The 20,293-nt window shown below is 58.9% G+C and carries 19 protein-coding genes; 6 read left to right on the top strand and 13 right to left on the bottom strand.

The genetic code is table 11. The annotated features are described in order from the left end of the window. Positions 1-125: 125 nt before the first annotated feature. From CJU81_RS03045 to zwf, 3 genes are read right to left on the bottom strand one after another with little or no spacing between them, the layout of a single operon-like run. Complete coding sequence (locus CJU81_RS03045) at positions 126-812, bottom strand: bifunctional 4-hydroxy-2-oxoglutarate aldolase/2-dehydro-3-deoxy-phosphogluconate aldolase (RefSeq protein ID WP_176464674.1); 687 nt, start codon at positions 810-812, stop codon at positions 126-128. After that, positions 809-1,522, bottom strand: coding sequence for a 6-phosphogluconolactonase (gene pgl / locus CJU81_RS03040; protein ID WP_095035449.1), 714 nt, complete (start codon positions 1,520-1,522; stop codon positions 809-811). Before pgl ends, CJU81_RS03045 begins: the two co-directional genes overlap by 4 nt. Continuing rightward, a complete protein-coding gene (gene zwf / locus CJU81_RS03035) occupies positions 1,509-2,978 on the bottom strand; it encodes a glucose-6-phosphate dehydrogenase (protein WP_095035448.1) in 1,470 nt (489 codons plus the stop codon). The genes pgl and zwf overlap by 14 nt, the downstream gene beginning before the upstream one ends. Before the next feature lie 205 nt (positions 2,979-3,183). Between zwf and CJU81_RS03030 the strand changes: the two genes are divergently transcribed. Then, on the top strand, positions 3,184-4,044 hold the full coding sequence (locus tag CJU81_RS03030; protein ID WP_169845242.1) for a MurR/RpiR family transcriptional regulator: 861 nt from the start codon (positions 3,184-3,186) through the stop codon (positions 4,042-4,044). Between the two features lie 22 nt (positions 4,045-4,066). On the opposite strand, the gene CJU81_RS03025 is transcribed toward CJU81_RS03030, so the two are convergent. The 6 genes from CJU81_RS03025 to CJU81_RS03000 form a co-directional block, all read right to left on the bottom strand. Continuing rightward, positions 4,067-4,930: a D-hexose-6-phosphate mutarotase gene (locus CJU81_RS03025; RefSeq protein ID WP_095035447.1), complete on the bottom strand. Its 864-nt coding sequence runs from the start codon at positions 4,928-4,930 to the stop codon at positions 4,067-4,069. Between the two features lie 97 nt (positions 4,931-5,027). Then, the gene (locus CJU81_RS03020) at positions 5,028-6,365 is read right to left on the bottom strand and encodes a carbohydrate porin (RefSeq protein WP_095035446.1); all 1,338 of its coding nucleotides are present in this window, start codon (positions 6,363-6,365) and stop codon (positions 5,028-5,030) included. 83 nt (positions 6,366-6,448) lie between these two features. Then, positions 6,449-7,609: an ABC transporter ATP-binding protein gene (locus tag CJU81_RS03015; protein ID WP_095029867.1), complete on the bottom strand. Its 1,161-nt coding sequence runs from the start codon at positions 7,607-7,609 to the stop codon at positions 6,449-6,451. Between the two features lie 3 nt (positions 7,610-7,612). Continuing rightward, the gene (locus tag CJU81_RS03010) at positions 7,613-8,449 is read right to left on the bottom strand and encodes a carbohydrate ABC transporter permease (protein WP_095003274.1); all 837 of its coding nucleotides are present in this window, start codon (positions 8,447-8,449) and stop codon (positions 7,613-7,615) included. Then, positions 8,442-9,350: a carbohydrate ABC transporter permease gene (locus CJU81_RS03005; RefSeq protein ID WP_095029868.1), complete on the bottom strand. Its 909-nt coding sequence runs from the start codon at positions 9,348-9,350 to the stop codon at positions 8,442-8,444. Before CJU81_RS03005 ends, CJU81_RS03010 begins: the two co-directional genes overlap by 8 nt. 103 nt (positions 9,351-9,453) lie before the next feature. Next, positions 9,454-10,743: an ABC transporter substrate-binding protein gene (locus tag CJU81_RS03000; protein WP_095029950.1), complete on the bottom strand. Its 1,290-nt coding sequence runs from the start codon at positions 10,741-10,743 to the stop codon at positions 9,454-9,456. Positions 10,744-11,074: 331 nt separating this feature from the next. Between CJU81_RS03000 and CJU81_RS02995 the strand changes: the two genes are divergently transcribed. After that, positions 11,075-11,722, top strand: coding sequence for an AP2 domain-containing protein (locus tag CJU81_RS02995; protein ID WP_095035445.1), 648 nt, complete (start codon positions 11,075-11,077; stop codon positions 11,720-11,722). Here the strand turns inward: CJU81_RS02995 and CJU81_RS02990 are convergent. The 4 genes from CJU81_RS02990 to edd all read right to left on the bottom strand — a co-directional run bounded on the left by CJU81_RS02990 (position 11,691) and on the right by edd (position 16,784). After that, positions 11,691-13,151, bottom strand: coding sequence for a HAMP domain-containing sensor histidine kinase (locus CJU81_RS02990; RefSeq protein ID WP_095035444.1), 1,461 nt, complete (start codon positions 13,149-13,151; stop codon positions 11,691-11,693). The genes CJU81_RS02995 and CJU81_RS02990 overlap by 32 nt on opposite strands. Continuing rightward, positions 13,141-13,872, bottom strand: a complete 732-nt coding sequence (locus tag CJU81_RS02985; protein WP_095035443.1) for a response regulator — start codon at positions 13,870-13,872, stop codon at positions 13,141-13,143. The genes CJU81_RS02990 and CJU81_RS02985 overlap by 11 nt, the downstream gene beginning before the upstream one ends. Positions 13,873-14,004: 132 nt before the next feature. Further along, entirely contained in the window at positions 14,005-14,961 is a 957-nt protein-coding gene (locus CJU81_RS02980) for a glucokinase (protein ID WP_095035442.1), read from the bottom strand. After that, the gene (gene edd, locus CJU81_RS02975; protein WP_088377970.1) at positions 14,958-16,784 is read right to left on the bottom strand and encodes a phosphogluconate dehydratase; all 1,827 of its coding nucleotides are present in this window, start codon (positions 16,782-16,784) and stop codon (positions 14,958-14,960) included. Before edd ends, CJU81_RS02980 begins: the two co-directional genes overlap by 4 nt. A 209-nt stretch (positions 16,785-16,993) precedes the next feature. Here edd and gap point away from each other — a divergent pair, with 209 nt between their 5' ends. The 4 genes from gap (at position 16,994) to CJU81_RS02955 (ending at position 20,283) form a co-directional block, all read left to right on the top strand. After that, positions 16,994-17,995, top strand: a complete 1,002-nt coding sequence (gene gap / locus CJU81_RS02970; RefSeq protein WP_086798440.1) for a type I glyceraldehyde-3-phosphate dehydrogenase — start codon at positions 16,994-16,996, stop codon at positions 17,993-17,995. Positions 17,996-17,999: 4 nt separating this feature from the next. After that, entirely contained in the window at positions 18,000-18,464 is a 465-nt protein-coding gene (locus tag CJU81_RS02965) for a methylglyoxal synthase (RefSeq protein ID WP_095035441.1), read from the top strand. A gap of 280 nt (positions 18,465-18,744) precedes the next feature. Further along, positions 18,745-19,263: an RNA polymerase sigma factor gene (locus CJU81_RS02960; RefSeq protein WP_095035440.1), complete on the top strand. Its 519-nt coding sequence runs from the start codon at positions 18,745-18,747 to the stop codon at positions 19,261-19,263. Between the two features lie 51 nt (positions 19,264-19,314). Beyond that, a complete protein-coding gene (locus CJU81_RS02955) occupies positions 19,315-20,283 on the top strand; it encodes a FecR family protein (RefSeq protein WP_095035439.1) in 969 nt (322 codons plus the stop codon). Positions 20,284-20,293 lie beyond the last annotated feature (10 nt).

Below are 20,293 nucleotides of genomic sequence, written 5' to 3'. Positions count from 1 at the left end.
CAGCTCCCTCTCCCTCTGGGAGTGGGCTGGGGTGAGGGTCGCAGTTAAAATCCGGGCAAAAAAAAGGTGCGCCGACCAAGCGCACCAAAAACCGTAGAACACACAACAAATTCGTCACTAAAACATCAATCCAGCAAGGCAAGCGCCTCGGCGGTGCATTCCTGGATCCGGGCCCAGTCGCCGTTCTTGATCCATTCACTGTCCAGCATCCAGCTGCCGCCCACGCACATCACGTTTTTCAACGCCATGTAGTTGCGGATATTCGCCGGGCCTACACCGCCGGTCGGGCAGAATTTCACTTCGCCAAAAGGCCCACCCAGCGCCTTGATAGCCGCCACGCCACCACTGACTTCTGCCGGGAACAGTTTGAAACGACGGTAACCCAAGCCATAGCCTTCCATGATCCCGGAGGCATTGCTGATGCCCGGCAGCAGCGGAATGTCGCTGGCAACACTGGCCTCAAGCAAGTCACGGGTAATGCCCGGCGTGACAATAAATTGCGAACCGGCCTCTTCGGCCGCCGCCAGCATGTGACGGTCCAGCACGGTGCCAGCACCGGTGACCAGTTCAGGCCGCTGATCACGCAACACACGGATCGCCTCAAGGCCGAACTCGGAACGCAGGGTGACTTCCAGCGCCGTCAGACCACCGGCTGCCAGCGCATCGGCCAACGGCAGGATGTCCTGCTTACGTGCGATGGTAATCACCGGCAGAATTCGTGCTTGGGCACACAGTTGGTCGATCAGGGCGACTTTTTCCGCCATCGATACGTTCGCAGTTTTTATTGTCATGGCAGCTGATCCTTGGCTCATGGGCACCAGTAAATCTCTAACGTAGGTTGCAGAAAGGCACGAATCGGCAAGGCGGCAACATCAGTGCCTCCCAGCGCTTCGTTGAGGGTGTTCAATTTGGACTGGCCCTGGATCGACAGCACCTTGTGTTTCGCGCTGGCCAACAGGCTGCGGCTCATGCTCAGGCGCTGGTGCGGCACAGTAGGTGCCAGCATCGCCCAGCAACGGCGCGGGTTGTCGAGTTGCAAGGCTTCGTTCAGGTTCGGACTGTTGGGAAACAGCGACGCGGTATGCCCGTCATCGCCCATGCCGAGGATCAACACATCAATCGGCGGCAACTCGGCCAGCCCCTGATCCGCTTCCAGCGCCGCCCTTTCAACCGTGGCGGCAGCGTTGTACAAACCGACAAAGCGCGCTTTGGCAGCCGGTCCCTGCAGCAAGTGCTTTTTCAGCAGGCCGGCATTGCTGTCGGCATGTTCCACCGGCACCCAGCGTTCATCGGCCAGGCTGATGACCACTTTCGACCAGTCGACCGGCTGCTTGACCAGACTTTCAAAAAACGCCACCGGGCTGCGACCGCCGGACACCACCAGCGTGGCAACACCCTGCTCGGCGATAGCCTGGTTCAACTGGGCGGCAACGCTGATTGCCAGTCCCTCGGCCATAGTCGCCGGGTTCTTGAAGGTGTGCGCGTTGACCCCTTCCGGCAGTTTCAAATCAGATATCGCCATACCAAGACCTCCCGTCCCGCGTAATCAGTGCAATGGAACTCATCGGTCCCCAGGAGCCCGCCGCGTACGGCTTGGGCGCATCGCCAGACTTTTTCCAGCCGGCGATCAACTGGTCGCACCATTTCCATGCCGCTTCAATTTCATCTTTGCGTACAAACAGGTTCTGGTTGCCACGCATGACTTCGAGCAACAAACGCTCGTAGGCATCCGGAATCCGTGTGCTGCGATAAGTGTCGGAAAAATTCAACTGCAACGGGCCACTGCGCAGTTGCATGCCTTTGTCCAGGCCCTGGTCCTTGGTCATCACCCGCAAGGAAATGCCTTCGTCCGGCTGCAGGCGAATGATCAGCTTGTTGCCGATCTGCAGGCGCTGCTCCGGGGCGAAGATGTAGTGCGACGGTTCCTTGAAGTGAATAACAATTTGCGACAGCTTTTGCGGCATGCGCTTGCCGGTGCGCAGGTAGAACGGCACACCCGCCCAGCGCCAGTTGCGAATATCGGCACGCAGCGCCACAAAAGTCTCGGTGTCGCTCTGGGTGTTGGAATTTTCTTCCTCCAGGTAACCCGGCACCGACTGGCCTTCGCTGTAACCGGCAATATACTGGCCGCGCACCACCTGAGTGGTCAGGCCTTCGGCGCTGATCGGGGCCAGGGCCTTGAGCACTTTTACCTTTTCGTCGCGAATGCTATCGGCCGACAGGTCCGCCGGCGGGTCCATGGCAATCAGGCAAAGCAGCTGCAACAGGTGGTTCTGGATCATGTCGCGCAGTTGGCCAGCCTTGTCGAAGTAGCCCCAACGGCCCTCGATGCCGACTTTCTCGGCCACGGTGATTTCAACGTGGGAGATGTAGCGCTGGTTCCACTGGGTCTCGAACAGGCTGTTGGCAAAACGCAGCGCGATCAGGTTTTGTACGGTTTCCTTGCCCAGGTAGTGGTCGATGCGGTAAGTGCGGTTCTCGGGGAAGAACTGCGCCACGGAATCGTTGACCTTGCGCGAGGATTCCAGGTCCGAGCCGATGGGTTTTTCCAGCACCACACGGGTGTTTTCAGCCAGACCGACGGCGGACAGGTTTTCGCAAATGGCGCCATACACTGCCGCCGGCGTGGCGAAATAAGCGATCAGGCGCTGTTCGGTGCCGGCCAGTTCAGCCAGCGCGAGGTAATCTTCAGTCTTGAAAAAATCTACATGCAGATAGCTCAAGCGAGCCAGGAAGCGGTTCAGCGCCTCGACTTCGATGTCCTTTTCGCCCAGATACTGGCGCAACTGACTGTCAATATGTGCCAGGTGCCTGGAGGCGTCGCCCGGCTCACGGGCCAGCGCCAGAATACGCGTGTCAGCATGCAGCAGGCCGGCACGGTCCAGTTGGTACAAGGCAGGAAACAGCTTGCGCAAGGCCAGATCGCCAAGGGCGCCGAACAAGGCAAAGGTGCACGGTTCAACCGTAATCGAAGGCATGATGTTTGTTCTTTTATCAAGTTAAGCTACAAATACCTTTTTTCAAGGTATCACTCAAGGAAAAATGTAGTAATAAACACAACATTTTCTCAAAATACAGATTCCTGCTAGTGGTCGTCTCAGGCCACCAGTAGGATAGGCCACCTTCCAGAACCGCTTTAATCCGGTTCTTGCATCGCTGACCCAAGGATCATAAATGGACCGCGTGCGAAATTTACTCGAACAGATCAAGGGCCGCCTCGAAGACCTGAACAAGGCCGAGCGCAAAGTGGCCGAAATCATTTTGCAGAACCCGCAGCAGGCGACCCGGTTCAGCATCGCCGCGCTGGCGCAGGCGGCATCGGTCAGCGAGCCTACGGTCAACCGTTTCTGCCGTTCATTTGGCGTCAGCGGCTACCCCGAATTAAAGCTGCAACTGGCACAAAGCCTGGCCAGCGGCGCAGCTTACGTGAGCCGTGCAGTCGAGGCTGACGATAATCCGGCCGCGTATACACAAAAAATCTTCGGCAGCGCCATCGCCTCGCTGGACAGTGCCTGCCAGGCACTGGACCCCAACCTTATCAGCCGCGCCGTCGACTTGCTGATCCAGGCCCGGCAGATCCATTTTTTTGGCCTGGGCGCTTCAGCACCGGTAGCACTGGATGCGCAGCACAAGTTCTTCCGCTTCAACCTGGCCGTCACCGCTCACGCCGACGTGCTGATGCAGCGCATGATCGCCTCGGTGGCCCATACCGGTGAATTGTTCGTGATTATTTCCTACACCGGTCGCACCCGTGAACTGGTGGAAGTGGCTCGCATTGCGCGCGCCAACGGTGCCTCGGTGCTGGGCCTGACCGCGGAAAACTCGCCACTGGCCAAGGCCAGTACCCTGAGCCTGAATATTCCGCTGCCCGAAGACACCGACATCTATATGCCGATGACCTCGCGCATCATCCAGTTGACCGTACTGGATGTACTGGCCACCGGCATGACGTTGCGCCGTGGCGTGGACTTCCAGCCACACCTGCGCAAAATCAAGGAAAGTCTCAACGCCAGCCGCTACCCGGTAGGCGATGAGTTCAACTAGGCAATCGCTTGATAATGCTCCATCAGACGCTGCACAGCCCCGCCCTCGCCTGCAAGCTCAAATGAGCCTGCTCGCCCGGGGCAAGGGCCTGGTTATGAGTACCGCCACTCGTGGACTCCACACACACAAAGCCCATCACTTCGTTCCAGCTCACCCCCAGCAACGGCCGCTTGCCCGGATGCCAGACCACCGTGCTGCCCTGCTCACCCGTGTCGATGTTCAAAGCCCGTTGCCAGGCGTGATCATTAAGTTTCATTTCGCCATCATGCTGAAATACCCGCTGACAACCACCCCCCACCCGTAACTCACCCTGCTGCTGGCAAGCCTCTCGGTTCAAGTGGTCGTAGCCGTGCGCACCGTCCAGCCCGGACAGCGCTACCTCAGCAACATCTCCAATACGCCAGTAAGCGCGCAACGCCTGGCTCACCTGACAAGGTTCGTCGTCCTGATGTTCGGTGCTCAGGCGCAATTCCATTTCTTCGCCCAGCCGCGCATGCAAATCCACCTGCCAATCGCACAGTTGCAAACGCCAGTGCAGGGTCACCCCTTCTTCGTCGCTGCTGCTGTCGAGCAGCTTCCAGTCGATCAAGCGCGCCCAGCCATGGGATGGCCAGGCGTTTTCACTGGGATGACGGCCGTACCAGGGCCAGAAAATCGGCACCCCACCGCGGATCGCCCCCACTTGCGGCCACTTGGCAGCGCACCACAGCCAGGGCTTTTGCCCGGTCGGCTGAAAGTGCAGCAGCTGCGCGCCCTGACGACTGAACACCGCCTGGCAATGCGGATGATCGATCACCAGAACGTCGCGCTGCTGAAAACGCTCCCACTGGAAGACCGGCTGCTCGCGCCTGGATTTGAAAAAACGGTGAAGCGGATGCTCATGCATGTGCCGCAGTCCTGAAATTCATGCGCCGAGGTGTGCAGCCCCGAAAAAAAGCGGATAGCCAAGGCTATCCGCTGGAAAAACAAGGAGCTTAGCGCATTTAGAACGTCGACTGAATTTTCAGTCCGGCCACCAATGCGTTGTCTACCTGGTCCACACCACCCGGGTGAGTGATGTACTGCAGGTTTGGACGCACCGTCAGCCAGTTGGTCACGTGGAAGCCGTAGTTGAGTTCGTAGTTGTACTCGGTGTTACGCAGCGGCGTGTACAGCGGGTCACTGTAATCGGTGGCACCGATGGACGCATTGATCAGCTCGGCGCTTTTCTTCACATCATCGTTAACATGGATACGGGCGGCGCCGATACCGATGTCATCCTTGGGCCGGGCATCGAACGGGCCCTTGTACACAAACATCAGCGATTGGTAGTTGTCTACGATGTTGGTTTGCTTGTCGTGGAAGGTGGCGTTGGCCGCGATATGCAGACCGCGCGAGGCGTCACCGTTGTGGCTGGTGAGTTGCTGCTGCACGACAAACCAGTAACCATGCTTGCTGTCACGTACGCGGTAGTCCTCACCATCATTGGTGATATTGACCTTCACGTCATCGGCAGGCGCCGTGCTTTTGTAGTAACCGACACGGTATTCGCCCGGGAGGTCGTTGACCTTGGGCGACCACACCAGTTCAACCGGCAGCACGGTGCCCTTGGTACCGCTGCCACTGAGTTTGAAGCCGTTACCGTGCTCCAGTTGCGACGGGTTCTGGTTGTACGCACCGATTTGCGCGTACAGCTCAGGTGTAATGTTGTACTTCACACGCAGTGCCGCCTGGCTGACCGGCCAGTTGTACCAGACGTTGGTGGCCCAGTTACCCACCTGCGAGCCACAGAACGCCAGGTTCTGGAATTCACACGGGAAGGTGTTGAAGTCTTCGCCTTCGCCGAAGTAACCGGCCTTGACGTCCAGCTTGCCGTCGAGGAACTGGTGCTGAATCCACAATTGGGTCAGACGCACCATATGGCCACGGCCATAGACTTCCTGAGAGGAACTCAGAGTGCCAGCACGCGGATCACCGACACGGTCATTGGAGATATTCTGACCATTACGGTTGGTCAGCTGGATCTTGGCCTGGGTATTGTCCCAGCCCCACAGCTTTTGCAGGTCCAGGGCCACGCCCAGACCAAACTGGTCGCTGTAGCGCGCCGTCTTGTCGTCGTTGTAGCCGCCATGCAGGTTGGCACCCACTTCTCCGACGTAATCAGCCTTGATGTCGATCCCCTGTTCGATCAGTTTGGTACGCTCACCACCCCAGTCGCCCGTCATCCATTTCGAATCGGCGCTGAAGGCTTCGTCAGCGTAGACACTGCTTGCACCCAGACCTAGCGCGACAATAGCCGATAGCTGGCAGGCCAGACGGGTACGGGTCATTCTGTTAGTCATCCCTTTAATCCTCGTTGTCTTCTTATTGGCTTTGTTTAACGCGGCACAACTCAAGGAGGCCCGCAAACAGGCTCCCTGTTGACTTAACGACCCTTGAATTGCGCCACGTTATCAGCCCGGCCTTGAGCTTGAGGCGAACTCATCGCCCCAAGACGCTCACCCGTATTCGCATCAAACAGTAGCACTTTGGCGGGATCGAACTGCAAATTGAGGCTCTGGCCGACCGCAGGGGCATCATCCGGGGCCATACGGCAGCACACTTTGATGCCGTTGAGGGTTACGAAAACCAGGGTGTCCGGGCCGGTCGGTTCGACAACCTGCACCTCTGCGCGAATCACCGGCAGGCCATTGGCCTCGGCAGGCGCCAGCACAATCTGCTCGGCGCGGATGCCCACGATCACGTCACGGTCTTCGAGCCCTGCGTCCTGCATGCCGAGTGGCAATTCGCAACGCGCCTGACCGCTGTCGAGCAGGGCCAGCAAACGGCCGTCGCGACGTTGCAAACGCAGAGGGATGAAGTTCATCGGCGGTGAACCGATAAAACTGGCGACAAACAGGTTGGCCGGATCGTTGTAGATCTGCTTCGGGGTTCCGAACTGCTGGATGATGCCGTCCTTCATCACCGCCACCTTGTCGCCCAGGGTCATGGCTTCGATCTGGTCGTGGGTAACGTAGACGGTGGTGGTTTTGAGGCGCTGGTGCATCAGTTTCATTTCGGTACGCATCTCGACCCGCAGCTTGGCGTCGAGGTTGGACAACGGCTCGTCAAACAGATAAATCTTCGGTCGCCGCGCCAGCGCCCGGCCCATGGCCACCCGCTGTTGCTGGCCACCGGACAGCTGGCCGGGCTTGCGGCTCAGCAGGTGTTCGATTTGCAGCAGCTTGGACACCCGCGCCACCTCTTCATCAATGGCTGCAGCGCTCATCTTGCGGATTTTGAGACCGAAGGCGATGTTGTCGCGCACACTCATGGTCGGGTACAGCGCATAGGACTGAAACACCATGGCGATATCACGGTCCTTGGGGCTCATGCCGCTGATATCGGCATCGTCCACCAGAATCGCCCCGCCACTGATGGTCTCAAGACCGGCAATACAGTTCATCAGGGTCGATTTGCCGCAGCCCGAAGGCCCGACCAGAATCAGGAACTCGCCGTCATCGATTTTCAGTTCGATGTTTTTAAGCGTGTCGGGCAAACCCTTGCCGTAGGTTTTATTTACGTTGCGTAATTCTAGAGTCGCCATGCCTTACCCCTTGACCGCGCCGGACGTCAGCCCGCGCAGAAAATACTTGCCCGCAAAGATGTAGACCAGCAGCGTCGGCAGCCCCGCGATCATGGCCGCAGCCATATCGACGTTGTATTCCTTGGCGCCGGTGCTGGTATTGACCAGGTTATTGAGCGCCACCGTAATCGGCTGCGCATCGCCACTGGCAAACACCACACCAAACAGAAAGTCGTTCCAGATTTGAGTGAATTGCCAGATCAGGCAAACCATGACGATCGGCACCGACATCGGCAGCAAAATCCGCCCGAAAATAGTGAAGAAGCCCGCACCGTCCAGTCGCGCAGCCTTGACCAGCGCATCCGGGATGCTCACGTAGTAGTTGCGGAAAAACAGCGTGGTAAAGGCCAGGCCATAGACCACGTGCACCAGCACCAAACCCGTCGTGGTGTTGGCCAGGCCCAGTTTGCCGATGGTGAACGAGGCCGGCAGCAATACGGTCTGAAACGGCAGGAAGCAACCGAACAGTAACAGGCCGAAAAACAGCTGCGAACCGCGAAAACGCCACATCGACAAGACATAACCGTTCATGGCGCCGATAAAGGTCGAGATCAGTACCGCTGGCACGGTGATTTTCACCGAGTTCCAGAAATACCCGCCCACCGTGTCCCAGGCCTTGATCCAGCCGATACCGTCGATCACCTGCGGCCAGCTCAGCAGGTTGCCGGTGCGGATGTCTTCCGGGGTTTTGAAGCTGGTAAGCAGCATCACCACCAGCGGCACCAGATACACCGCCGCTGCAAGGATCAGGGTGGCGTAGATCGCCACACGGCTGAAGGTAAAACGCTGAGCATTAATCATGGCGCTTGTTCCTCAGCTCGGAATACAGATACGGCACGAGAATGGCCAGAATCGCACCCAGCATCATGATCGCACTGGCAGAACCTATGCCCATTTGCCCACGGCTGAAGGTGAAGGAGTACATGAACATCGCAGGCAGGTCCGAGGAATAACCCGGGCCACCGGCAGTCATCGCCGACACCAGGTCGAAGCTCTTGATGGCAATGTGCGCAAGGATCATGAAGGCGCTGAAAAACACCGGCCGCAGGCTCGGCAGGACAATGCGCAGGTAGATGGTCGGCAAACTTGCGCCGTCGACCTGAGCGGCACGAATGATCGACTGATCAACCCCGCGCAACCCGGCCAGAAACATCGCCATGACAAACCCCGAGGCCTGCCATACCGCCGCGATCACCAGGCAGTACACCACCCGATCCTGATCCAGCAGCCAGTCAAAGCGAAAACCTTCCCAGCCCCAGTCACGCAGCATTTTATCCAGCCCCAGGCCCGGATTGAGCAGCCATTTCCAGGCCGTACCGGTGACGATCATCGACAGCGCCATCGGGTACAGATAAATGGTGCGGATAAAGCCTTCCTTGCGGATCCTCTGGTCGAGCAGTATCGCCAGGAACACGCCAATCACCAGGCTGATGACGATAAACATGCCGCCAAACACTGCCAGGTTTTTGCTCGCGACCCACCAGCGGTCATTGGCCATCAAGCGGGCGTATTGCTGCAGGCCAACCCATTGGTAGCTGGGCATAAAGCTGGAGTTGGTGAACGAAAGCAAAAACGTCCAAAAAATGTAGCCATAAAAGCCGACCAACACGATCAGCATGCTCGGAGCCAAGACCAGCTTGGGCAACCAGCGTTGCAACGCATCGAACGGCGAGGCCTTGCTGAACACAGCCACGGAACTCATCGAAATACTCCCGGCAGGGTATGCCGGCATCTGCCCACGCAGATGCCGCACAACCAGGGATAAGGGGGAGCCACGCGCGAACGTGGCGGGTCAGATCAACGAATTACTGGGCGGACTTGATCGCTGAGTACAGTTTTTTACCCGCCGTGGCCGGATCAGCACTCTTGTCGCTCATGAAGTTGCTCACAGTGTCGAAAATCGCGCCCTGCACCGCCAGCGAAGTGGCCATGTTGTGGGCCATGCTCGGCAGTTGAGCGTGGCTGGTGCCTGCTTCGGCGAAGTCTTTGGCCGAGGCCTGGGCACAGCTGTCGAACTTGCTCATGTCCAGGTCACTGCGTACCGGGATCGAGCCTTTGTTCTGGTTGAACACGTACTGGAATTCAGGCTCAAGCGCGACTTTGGCCACGTCGTTTTGCGCGGCGATATTGCCCGGCGTGTTGTTTTTCGCCGACAGTTTGAACATCGCCAACGAGTCGATGTTGTAGGTAAAACTGCCTTTGGTGCCCGGAAATGGTACGCACTCGAAATCAGTGCCGGCTTTTTTACCTGCAGCCGCCCACTCGCTTTTCGCCCAGTCACCCATGATCTGCATGCCGGCCTTGCCGTTGATCACCTTGGCGGCTTCCAGGTTCCAGTCCTGGCCGGTACCGTCCGGGTCCATATAGCCCTGGAGCTTTTTCAGCTTGCTGAACACTTCAGCCATCTGCGGGCCGGTGAGGGTTTTTTCATCCAGATCGACGAAGGCTTTTTTGTAGCCTTCAGGGCCCATGACGCTCAGCACCAGGTCTTCGAAGACCGTGCTGTCCTGCCACGGCTGGCCACCGTGGGCCAGGGGGATAAAACCGGCGGCCTTGAGCTTGTCGCCTGCTGCGAAGAGTTCATCAAGGGTGGTGGGAGCTTTGTCGATGCCGGCTTTTTTGAATACTTCAGGGTTGATCCACAACCAGTTCACCCGGTGAATGTTCACCGGTACCGCCACGTAATGGCCGTCGTACTTCATGGTGTCGGAGACGGTTTTGGACAGCAGGGTGTCCCAGTTATTGGCCTTGGACACCTCATCGAGGTTGGTCAGCAAGCCGAGTGCGCCCCACTCTTGCAGGTCCGGCCCCTTGATTTGTGCTGCTGACGGCGGGTTGCCGGATACTGCGCGGGTCTTGAGTACGGTCATGGCCGCGGCGCCACCGCCACCTGCTACAGCACTGTCTTGCCAGGTGTAACCGTCTTTTTCGATCAGTTTTTTAAGCACATCAACCGCTTTGGCTTCGCCACCGGAGGTCCACCAGTGCACCACTTCAACGGTGCCTTTGGAGTCGGCAGGAGCAGCCGCATAAGCAGTCATGGGAAATAAGGTAGCAAGCGAAATGACAACGGCGAGGCGATTGAATGAATTCATGTCGAGACCTTTCTTGTTGTTATAGCTGTGCAAGTCTTTTGCTTGCGCTGCCAAAGAGTGTATCCATCACCGCCAGCCCGCACGTAACGAACAGACGCCAAAATGTCACAACTCTGTGACATGGCGGCGAGACATTTCAACGTCATCTGACTGCAGATTCCTGAGGTCATTAAAGCAGCGCCCAAATACACGCAAGGTATTTTCCGCGTTACCTGTAGGACGCATCCCGAAGTCGTTTTCCCACGTTGAACCTGAAAAAAACTTCAGCGAGTCTGCAACACTTCGCCACAGTTCTAGAACGGATGCTGGCCCCCATCAGGAGATGAGTCTCATGCCAAAACAGCGCGCAGCACCTCAAAATCACTGTCTTATCAGCCAGCTACAAGACCCGGACGGTAACCCCTGCGCCTGGAAACTGGACATTCGCCGCTCGGGCAAAATACATGTCCATTGTTTCAATTTCGCCAACTACGCGACGCCGGCGGCGGCTCTGGAGGCCGCTGAAAACATGCGCAACCAGCTGGTGCTGAAAATGCCCCAGGCATTCTCCTATGAAAACCGCCAGCGCCTTATGCCCCACAACACCAGCGGTCATCCGGGGGTGTACCGGGTCCGCTCCAACCAGATCGAATACTGGCGTGCGACAACCCGCATTCACGGCTACAACCTGAGCAAGAGCTTTCGCGTTGACCGGTATGGCGATGACGAAGCCAAACACCTGGCGCTACAAGAGCGTCAGAGGCAGCTGACGCTGTGCGATGAACCCTACGACGTGGCCATGGAAAAGCTGCAACAGCATTTCGGCCAGACCAGCAGGCGTGTACGGGAGAACCGTATCAACGCCGCGATGAACAGCAACCACCCGCCTGGAACCGGGATTACAAAGGTCTCAACCGGCAATCTGGAACCCCTGCTGCCCATCAGCCCGGAGCAGGCAAGCCTGTCGATCAATCGCCATTTCGCGGCAAGTGCAAAGTAACCCGCAGACCGCCGGCACGCAGGTTCTGCAAGCTGACCTCGCCGCCATGGCTATGGGCGATGCTGCGCGCAATCCCCAACCCCAGCCCATAGCCCTGCTGCTGCCCGGACAGGCGAAAGTGCGGTTCGAACACCTGCTCAAGACGCTGCTCGGGCACGCCAGGCCCCTCATCATCAACTGTCAGCACAAAGGCCTGCTCATTGTCCTCAATGCGCAAATGCGCGTTGTGGCCGTACTTGAGCGCATTGTCGATCAGGTTACCCATGCAGCGGCGTAGCGCCAGCGGCTTGCCGTAGTAAGGTCTGACAGCCCGGCCCTGCAACGTTACGCGACCGTTGCCCTGAGGCAGCAGGTAAGGCTCGATCAGGCAATCGAGCAACTGGTTCAAATCCACCGCTTCGATGTTTTCGTGAATATCAGTGTCTTTCACGCATTGCAGCGCCCCTTTGACCAGCATTTCCAGCTCGTCCAGATCACGGCCGAATTTGTATTGCAGTTGTTCGTCTTCGAGCAGCTCGACCCGCAGGCGCAAGCGGGTAATGGGCGTGCGCAAATCATGGGAAATGGCACTGAACAACTGGCCGCGCTCGGTCAGGTAACGGCTGATGCGGGCGCGCATGGTGTTGAGCGCACGTGCCACCTCAACCACTTCACTGCCGCCGCCCACCTCGACCGGCTTGACCTCGTCCTCCCCCAGCGACATGTCCCGGGCAGCTCGCGCCAGACGCTTGAGCGGCCGGCTTTGCCAGTGCATCAACAGGCCGATGAACAACAGCAGAAAAATACTGCTGAGCACGATAAACCACACCTGCAAGGCCGGCAGCCCTTCTTCTTCAAGGCTGGTATAGGGCTGGGGCAGCAAGGACGCAATGTATAGCCACTCCCCTGGCACCATCTGAATTTGTGTCACCAGGATCGGTGGATCGACAGGTTCCAGCGTCAACGCAAAATGCGCCCAGGAGCGCGGCAGCTCATCGAGCTTGAGACCCGCATTGAAAATACGCAGATCCTGGGGGCTGACAAACTGCACCGACATTTCGACATTGGGCCCCACGGCCTCGCGCAACACCTGATCCACGGCATCCAGCACCGCCTGCTTGCGCTGGGTGGTCGGCAACACTTGCATGTCCAGCGGCTTGTCGTTGAGGCTTACGACAAAACGCGTACCGCCCATGCTGCGCAATTGGTCCAGCACCAATGGGCGATAGGCCAGCGGCAGGGAACGCAGGTAGGCGACGGTGGCGTTCATCGAGTGCGCCATGCTGCGCGCGCTGTTGACCAGGCCTTCGAGTTGCGTGGTACGCAACTGCGACAGCCAGATTGCGCTAGACAGGGTTTGCGCCAGCAGGATGGCGAGCAGGGTCAGCAACAACATGCGCCCCAGTAGCGAGCGGGGCATATGCCACTTGCGCAGGAAATTAAAGGTCATTGCCCGACGAGACCTGGGCAGCCAGCTGATAACCGCTGCCGCGGATGGTGCGGATCAAGCGGGGTGGTTTGTCGGTGTCACGCAGGCGCTGGCGCAAGCGGCTGACCGCCATGTCGACGATGCGGTCGAGCGGCATCAGCTCACGCCCGCGCGTGGCGTTGCCAATGGTGTCGCGGTCGAGGATCTGCTGGGGGTTGTCCAGGAACAGCTTGAGCAGGGCGAAGTCAGCCCCTGACAAAATGACCTCTTCACCATCAGTATGAAACAGCCGATGGGTCACGGTGTTCAGCCGCCACTCTTCAAATGCCAGCACTTCGTTGCCCGAGGCCGGAGCGGCAAATTGCGCCCTGCGCAATAACGCCTTGATCCGCGCCAGCAGTTCACGGGGGCTGAAGGGTTTGCCCAGATAATCGTCGGCGCCCAGTTCAAGGCCAATGATGCGGTCAGCTTCGTCGGAACTGGCGGTCAGCATAATGATCGGGATCTGGGCAAAGCGCGGATGCTGACGCACCCAGCGGCACAGGCTGAAACCATCTTCGTCGGGCAGCATGACATCGAGGATCAGCAGATCACTCGCCGCGCTGTCCAATGCTTCGCGAAAACCGGCACCATCGCCCACGGTGCGCACCTGAAAACCGGCGCGGGTGAGATAGATATCAAGAAGCTCTCGAATTTCCTGGTCGTCATCGACCAGCAAAATGGATTTGCCGGGTGTGGTCACTGTGGTGTTCCTTGTTGTTGTTATAACCCCTGTGGGAGCGGGCTTGCCCGCGATGGAACCGCAGAGGTTTACCTGACAGACCGCAGCGCCTGAATCGCGGGCAAGCCCGCTCCCACAGTAAATGCGCGGCTATCAGCCAAACGCCTGCTGCAACGCCACTCCCGCCCCGATCAGGCCAGGGTACGGTGCCGTCACCAGCCACACCGGAATGCCTTTGAGGTAGTCACTCATGCAGCCCTTGTCGGCAAAGCTGCGGGCAAAACCGCTGGCCAGGAAGATATCGGCAAAGCGCGGAATCACACCACCGACGATATACACCCCGCCACGCCCGCCAATGGTCAGCACATTGTTGCCCGCCACACGCCCCAGCCAGCAACTGAAATGCTCCAGAACCTGCAGCGCCACAGGGTCGCCCGCCAAAGCAGCCGCGGTAATGGCGCGGTCACTGTCCAGTACCGGCGTATGGCCGTCCACCGCACAAATCGCCCGATAGACCCGCGGCAAGCCGCTGCCGCTCAAAATGCTCTCGGCGCTCACATGGCCGATCTCATTGTAGATGTGCTGCCACAACTGCACTTCGCGCGGGTTGCTCATGGGCAGGTCAACGTGCCCGCCCTCCCCTGGCAAGGCCATGAACTGGCCCTCGCCGAGGTTGAGCAAAGTGCCCACCCCCAGCCCGGTGCCCGGCCCGATAACGACCGCCGGACGCGTCGGGTCAACTATGCCCGGGCAAACCTGGCGTACGTCTTCGGGTTGCAGGCGGGTCATGCCCAGGGCCATCGCGCTGAAGTCGTTGATCAGCAGCAGATTGTCGATGCGCAGCGCCTGGCAAAAGCCCGTACGGCTCAAGCGCCAATGGTTGTTGGTAAAGCGAAACTCATCGCCACTCACCGGCCCGGCCACTGACAGGCATACCGAGCCTACAGAGCCCGGAGCCAGTTGCAGTGTGTCCAGGTACAGCTTGATGGCATCTTCCGGGCAGGCGAAGTCTGCCGTGGGCAACACACTGACCGAATGCAACTGGTCGTTTTCCCACAACGCAAAACGTGCGTTGGTACCGCCAATATCACCGACCAGAGCGAGCTTCATTTAAGGTTTTCCAGAGACGAGGTAAAGGTGCTCGCGCCCTGCTCGGCCGAACTGAAGGCCTGACGCATAAACGCAAACAACTCACGCCCGGTGCCAACTGCATTATCCAGCGTGCCGACAGCCGGGGTGCGCGCGGCAAATTCTGCCTCATCCACCAGCAGTTGCAACGTGCCTTTTACCCCGTCCACGCGAATCATGTCGCCGTCCTGCACCCGCGCCAGCGCGCCGCCAATCGAAGCCTCAGGGCTTACATGAATGGCTGCCGGGATCTTGCCCGATGCGCCTGACATCCGCCCGTCGGTAATCAGTGCCACTTTGAAGCCGCGGTCCTGCAACACACCCAGAAAAGGCGTCATCTTGTGCAGTTCGGGCATGCCATTGGAACGCGGCCCCTGAAAACGCATCACGGCCACAAAATCGTGCTCCAGCTCGCCGGCCTTGAACGCATCGGCCAGTTGCTGCTGGTCCTGGAACACCCGTGCCGGGGCTTCGACGATCTGATGCTCCGGCGCGACTGCCGAGACTTTCATCACGCCACGGCCCAGGTTGCCTTCCATCACCCGCAGGCCACCCTCGGCAGAAAATGCACGGGCTACCGGACGCAGGATCGACTCGTCGAGGCTTTCAATCGGGCCTTCGCGCCAGACCAGTTCGCCATCCACCAGGAACGGTTCCCGGGTGTAACGGCTCAGGCCATAGCCCGCCACCGTGTTGACGTTTTCGTGAAGCAGACCGGCTTCGAGCAGTTCGCGAATCAGAAACGCCATGCCGCCAGCGGCCTGGAAGTGGTTGATATCGGCCTTGCCGTTCGGGTACACGTGGGACAGAGTCGGCACCACCTCGGACAGGTCGGCCATGTCCTGCCAGGTCAGCTGGATACCCGCCGACATGGCAATCGCCGGCATGTGCAGGGTGTGGTTGGTCGAGCCGCCGGTGGCGTGCAATGCCACGATGGAATTGACCAGCGAACGCTCGTCAACGATCTCGCCCAGCGGCATGAAATCGCCGTTTTGCTTGGTCAGACGGGTAACCTGATGGGCGGCTTCGCGAGTCAGCGCATCACGCAATGGCGTGTAAGGATTGACGAAAGAGGCACCCGGCAAATGCAGGCCCATGACTTCCATCAGCAACTGGTTGGTGTTGGCGGTGCCGTAGAACGTGCAGGTACCCGGGCTGTGGTAGGACTTCATCTCCGATTCCAGCAGCTCTTCGCGGCTGGCCTTGCCTTCGGCGTAGCGCTGGCGCACGTCGGCTTTTTCCTTGTTGGAAATGCCCGACGGCATCGGCCCGCCCGGTACGAAGATGGTCGGCAAGTGACCAAAACGCAGTGCGCCCATCAGCAGGCCCGGCACGATCTTGTCGCAAATGCCCAGCATCAGCGCCGCATCGAACATGTTGTGCGACAGCGCCACAGCCGTGGACAGGGCAATTACTTCGCGGCTCAGCAGGCTCAGTTCCATGCCCGGCTCACCCTGGGTCACGCCATCACACATGGCTGGCGTGCCACCTGCGAACTGGCCCACGGAGCCAATCTCACGCAGCGCTTTTTTGATTTGCTCAGGAAAGTGCTCGTACGGCTGATGCGCCGAGAGCATGTCGTTATATGACGAAACAATTGCAACGTTGGCCGCGTTCATCATCCGCAGGCTGTTTTTATCTTCAGTGCCACACCCTGCCACGCCGTGGGCGAAGTTCGCGCATTGCAGCTTGCCGCGTTGCGGGCCGTCGCCGGCAGCGCCACGAATAAGCGCCAGATACGCCTCGCGGGTGGCACGACTGCGGGCAATAAGACGCTCGGTGACTTCAAGAACGCGGGGATGCATGTGTTGAACTCCAGGCTAACGGATGTGGCGACCTGTGCGTGTCCTATGCTGACCGAAGGGCTCCGGGGAGCGACTTCAATCATTCGGACCCGTTGATTCAGGTCACTCGTTGTAGATAAAACAAAATATTGCCACTTAAATGGCTTGTTTTCTATTTTTATGCGAATAATCTTGTAATTCCAACAACAAATCGATGGCAGGCGCTTTCCATGACTCTACGAATCGCAATCAATGGTTTTGGCCGTATCGGCCGTAACGTCCTGCGCGCACTGTATACCCAAGGCTACCGTCAGGACCTGCAGATCGTCGCCATCAACGATCTGGGTGACAGTACGATCAATGCCCATCTGCTCAAGTACGACACGGTTCACGGCACGTTCGATGCCAATGTCGAACACGATCAGGAAAGCCTGACCGTCAATGGTGACCGCATCAGCGTGACCGCCATTCGCAATCCGGCCGAGCTGCCGTGGGCGGCACTGAACATCGATGTGGTGTTTGAATGCACAGGTTTGTTCACTGAACGCAGCAAGGCACAAGCGCATATTACCGCTGGCGCCCGTAAGGTGATTATCTCCGCTCCCGGCAAAAATGCCGATGCGACGGTGGTCTACGGTGTCAACCACGACATTCTGCGCCAATCCCATCAAATTATTTCCAATGCTTCCTGCACCACCAACTGCCTGGCACCGGTGGCGCAAATCCTGCACCGCGAATTCGGCATTGAAAACGGCCTGATGACCACCATCCATGCCTACACCAATGACCAGAACCTGACCGACGTCTACCACTCGGATCCGTACCGCGCACGTTCGGCCACCCAGAACATGATCCCGAGCAAAACCGGCGCAGCCGAAGCCGTGGGCCTGGTATTGCCAGAACTCGCCGGCAAGCTCACCGGCATGGCCGTGCGGGTGCCGGTGATCAACGTGTCGCTGGTCGACCTGACCATTGAACTCAAGCGCGAAACCACCGCAGCTGAAGTCAACGCGCTGTTCAAAGAAGCCAGCCAGCACTCCAAGGTACTGGGTTACAACACCCTGCCGCTGGTATCGAGCGACTTCAACCACAACCCGCTGTCGTCGATCTTCGATGCCAATCACACCAAAGTCAGCGGCAAGCTGCTTAAAGTGCTGGCCTGGTACGACAACGAATGGGGCTTCTCCAACCGCATGCTCGATAACTGCCTGGCGCTGCACAACGCGGAGTAACGCGATGATCGGTATCAGCTTCACCACGGCCACCCTGGCGGCGCGCAAGCGCATCGCCCTGGTGGCCCATGATCACTGCAAGGGCTTTTTGCTGGACTGGGCCGAGCGCCACAAGGCGCAGCTCAGCCAGCATGAACTGTGCGCCACCGGTACCACCGGGCTGCTGCTGGGCCAACGTCTGGGGTTGCCGATCGAGAGCATGATCAGCGGCCCGCTGGGTGGCGATCAGCAAGTGGGAGCGCGGATCGCCGAGCAACGGGTCGACATGCTGGTGTTCTTCTGGGACCCGTTTGAGCCACAACCCCACGACCCGGACATCAAGGCGCTGCTGCGGGTAGCCGCGGTGTGGAACATTCCGGTGGCGTGCAATGAATGCAGCGCCGACTACCTGCTCAGCAGCCCGTTGATGAGCCAGCCCCACGAACACCGCATCCCGGATTACAGCGCGTACCTCAAAGGCCGCGTTTAACCATCCCTCTGTAGCCGCTGACGAGTAGAACGAGGCTGCGTCCGAGCGCGAAGCGGTCGCAAAATCGGTAGCTGCGAAGTGTCTGAACGTACGGGTTACCCGGGTTTACGACGGCTTCGCCGCCGAACGCAGCCTCGCTGCGCTCCTCAGCGGCTACAGCTCAGGGGGCGTTCATCACGGGGCTAGCGTTTTTTGTTATTCATGGCTTTTCAAAACAGCGCTTGACCAATGGCACAGATGATAAGCATTATCATTCGCTCAAAATCGGTCGGGTAGCACTGTGAGTCAGTCCCACTTCAATCAAGTCTTCCTTACCCAACGGGTATCCCTGCTGCGCACGCTGGAGCGGATGGTCAACAACCACAGCACCGCCGAAGATCTGCTGCAGGAAACTTACCTGCGCGTAGCCCGGGCCTTGAGCGAGCGTACCGTCGAGCACCTTGAGCCCTTTGTGTTCCAGACCGCACGCAATCTGGCACTTGACCACCTGCGCGCCCGGCGCATCCAGTCACGCACCGTGGTCGAAGACGTGCCCACAGAGGTCATCGAAGGCGTTGCCTCCCCCCTCAGCACCCCTGAAGAAGCCCATCAAGCAGCGCAACTACTGGAGCGCCTGAGTGTGAGCCTGAGCCAGTTAAGCGCCCGCCAACAACGGATTTTCATCCTCAGCCGCCTGCATGGCTGCAGTTATCAAGAGATCGCCGAAGAGCTTGACGTTTCCTTGAGCACGGTTCAAAAGGAACTCAAATTGATCATGGCAATCTGCATCGGGGTAGCCGACAAGCTAAATCGCCCTTAACCTTGACCGGCGATGCCTGTTAGAACGCTCTGAAACTGCCAAGGAACATCCGTGACGGACACTCACAAATCTGCCGTGCCAGAACTGGCGCACGACGTGCTGCAGGACAGCGCCATGGATCAGGCACTGGATTGGCTGATTACCCTTGAGTGTGCGAGCGACGAACAAAAGTGCGCCTTCGAAAGCTGGCTCAATGCCGACCCTGCCCACGCCCAGGCCTTTGCCAAGGCCAACACGATCTGGAACGGCGAACCGCTTTTGGCCGCCGCGCAAACCCTGCAAACCCGCCGCGCCCCCAGCCTGTTACGGCGCATCGGGCGGCACTGGAAGCATCTGGCAACCGCGGCGGTGTTGATTATCAGCGTCGGCAGCTACAGCAATGTACCGTTACGCCTGCAAGCCGATCACCTGACCGTGGTCGGCGAACGCCAGCGCCTGCAACTCGAAGACGGCTCAAAAGTGCTGCTTAACACCAACTCGGCGTTTTCCAGCAAGGTGGACAACGCCCAGAGCAGTGCCCGCCTGTATCAAGGCGAAGCGTATTTCGAGATTCCCGCCGACGTGGAGTTCCCGCTGGTTCTCGACGCCGGCCCCGTGCGCGTCAGCGTGCGCGACACCGCCTTCGCCGTGAGCTACCTCAATGGTGAAGCGCAGGTGCGGGTGCAACGCGGTGATGTCGATTTACGGGTCAACAGCGCCGGTGCGCAAATGCGCCTCTCGGCCGGTAACAGCGTGCGCATTGGCCCCAACGGCTTCAGCAAGACCGCCCGGCTCAACCCGCAGACCGACCTGGCCTGGGTACAAGGGCGCCTGGTGTTTGAAAACTGCCCGATGGGCAAGGTGCTGGACGAAGTGCGCCGCTACTACCCTGGCTGGATCGTCAACAACAACGACAAACTCGCCAACGTGGCAGTCACCGGCAACTACCGGCTGGATCAGCCACTGGATATCGTCCGCTCACTGGCCCACATCACCTCAAGTAGCCTTTCAGAATTCCCGGCTTTGGTAATTCTTAATTAAAAGTAGGTTT

This window comes from Pseudomonas fragi (genome assembly GCF_002269505.1).
Lineage (GTDB): Bacteria > Pseudomonadota > Gammaproteobacteria > Pseudomonadales > Pseudomonadaceae > Aquipseudomonas > Aquipseudomonas fragi_D.
Note: the sequence above shows the minus strand (reverse complement) of the source record. Positions and strands in the feature narration are given on the sequence as shown.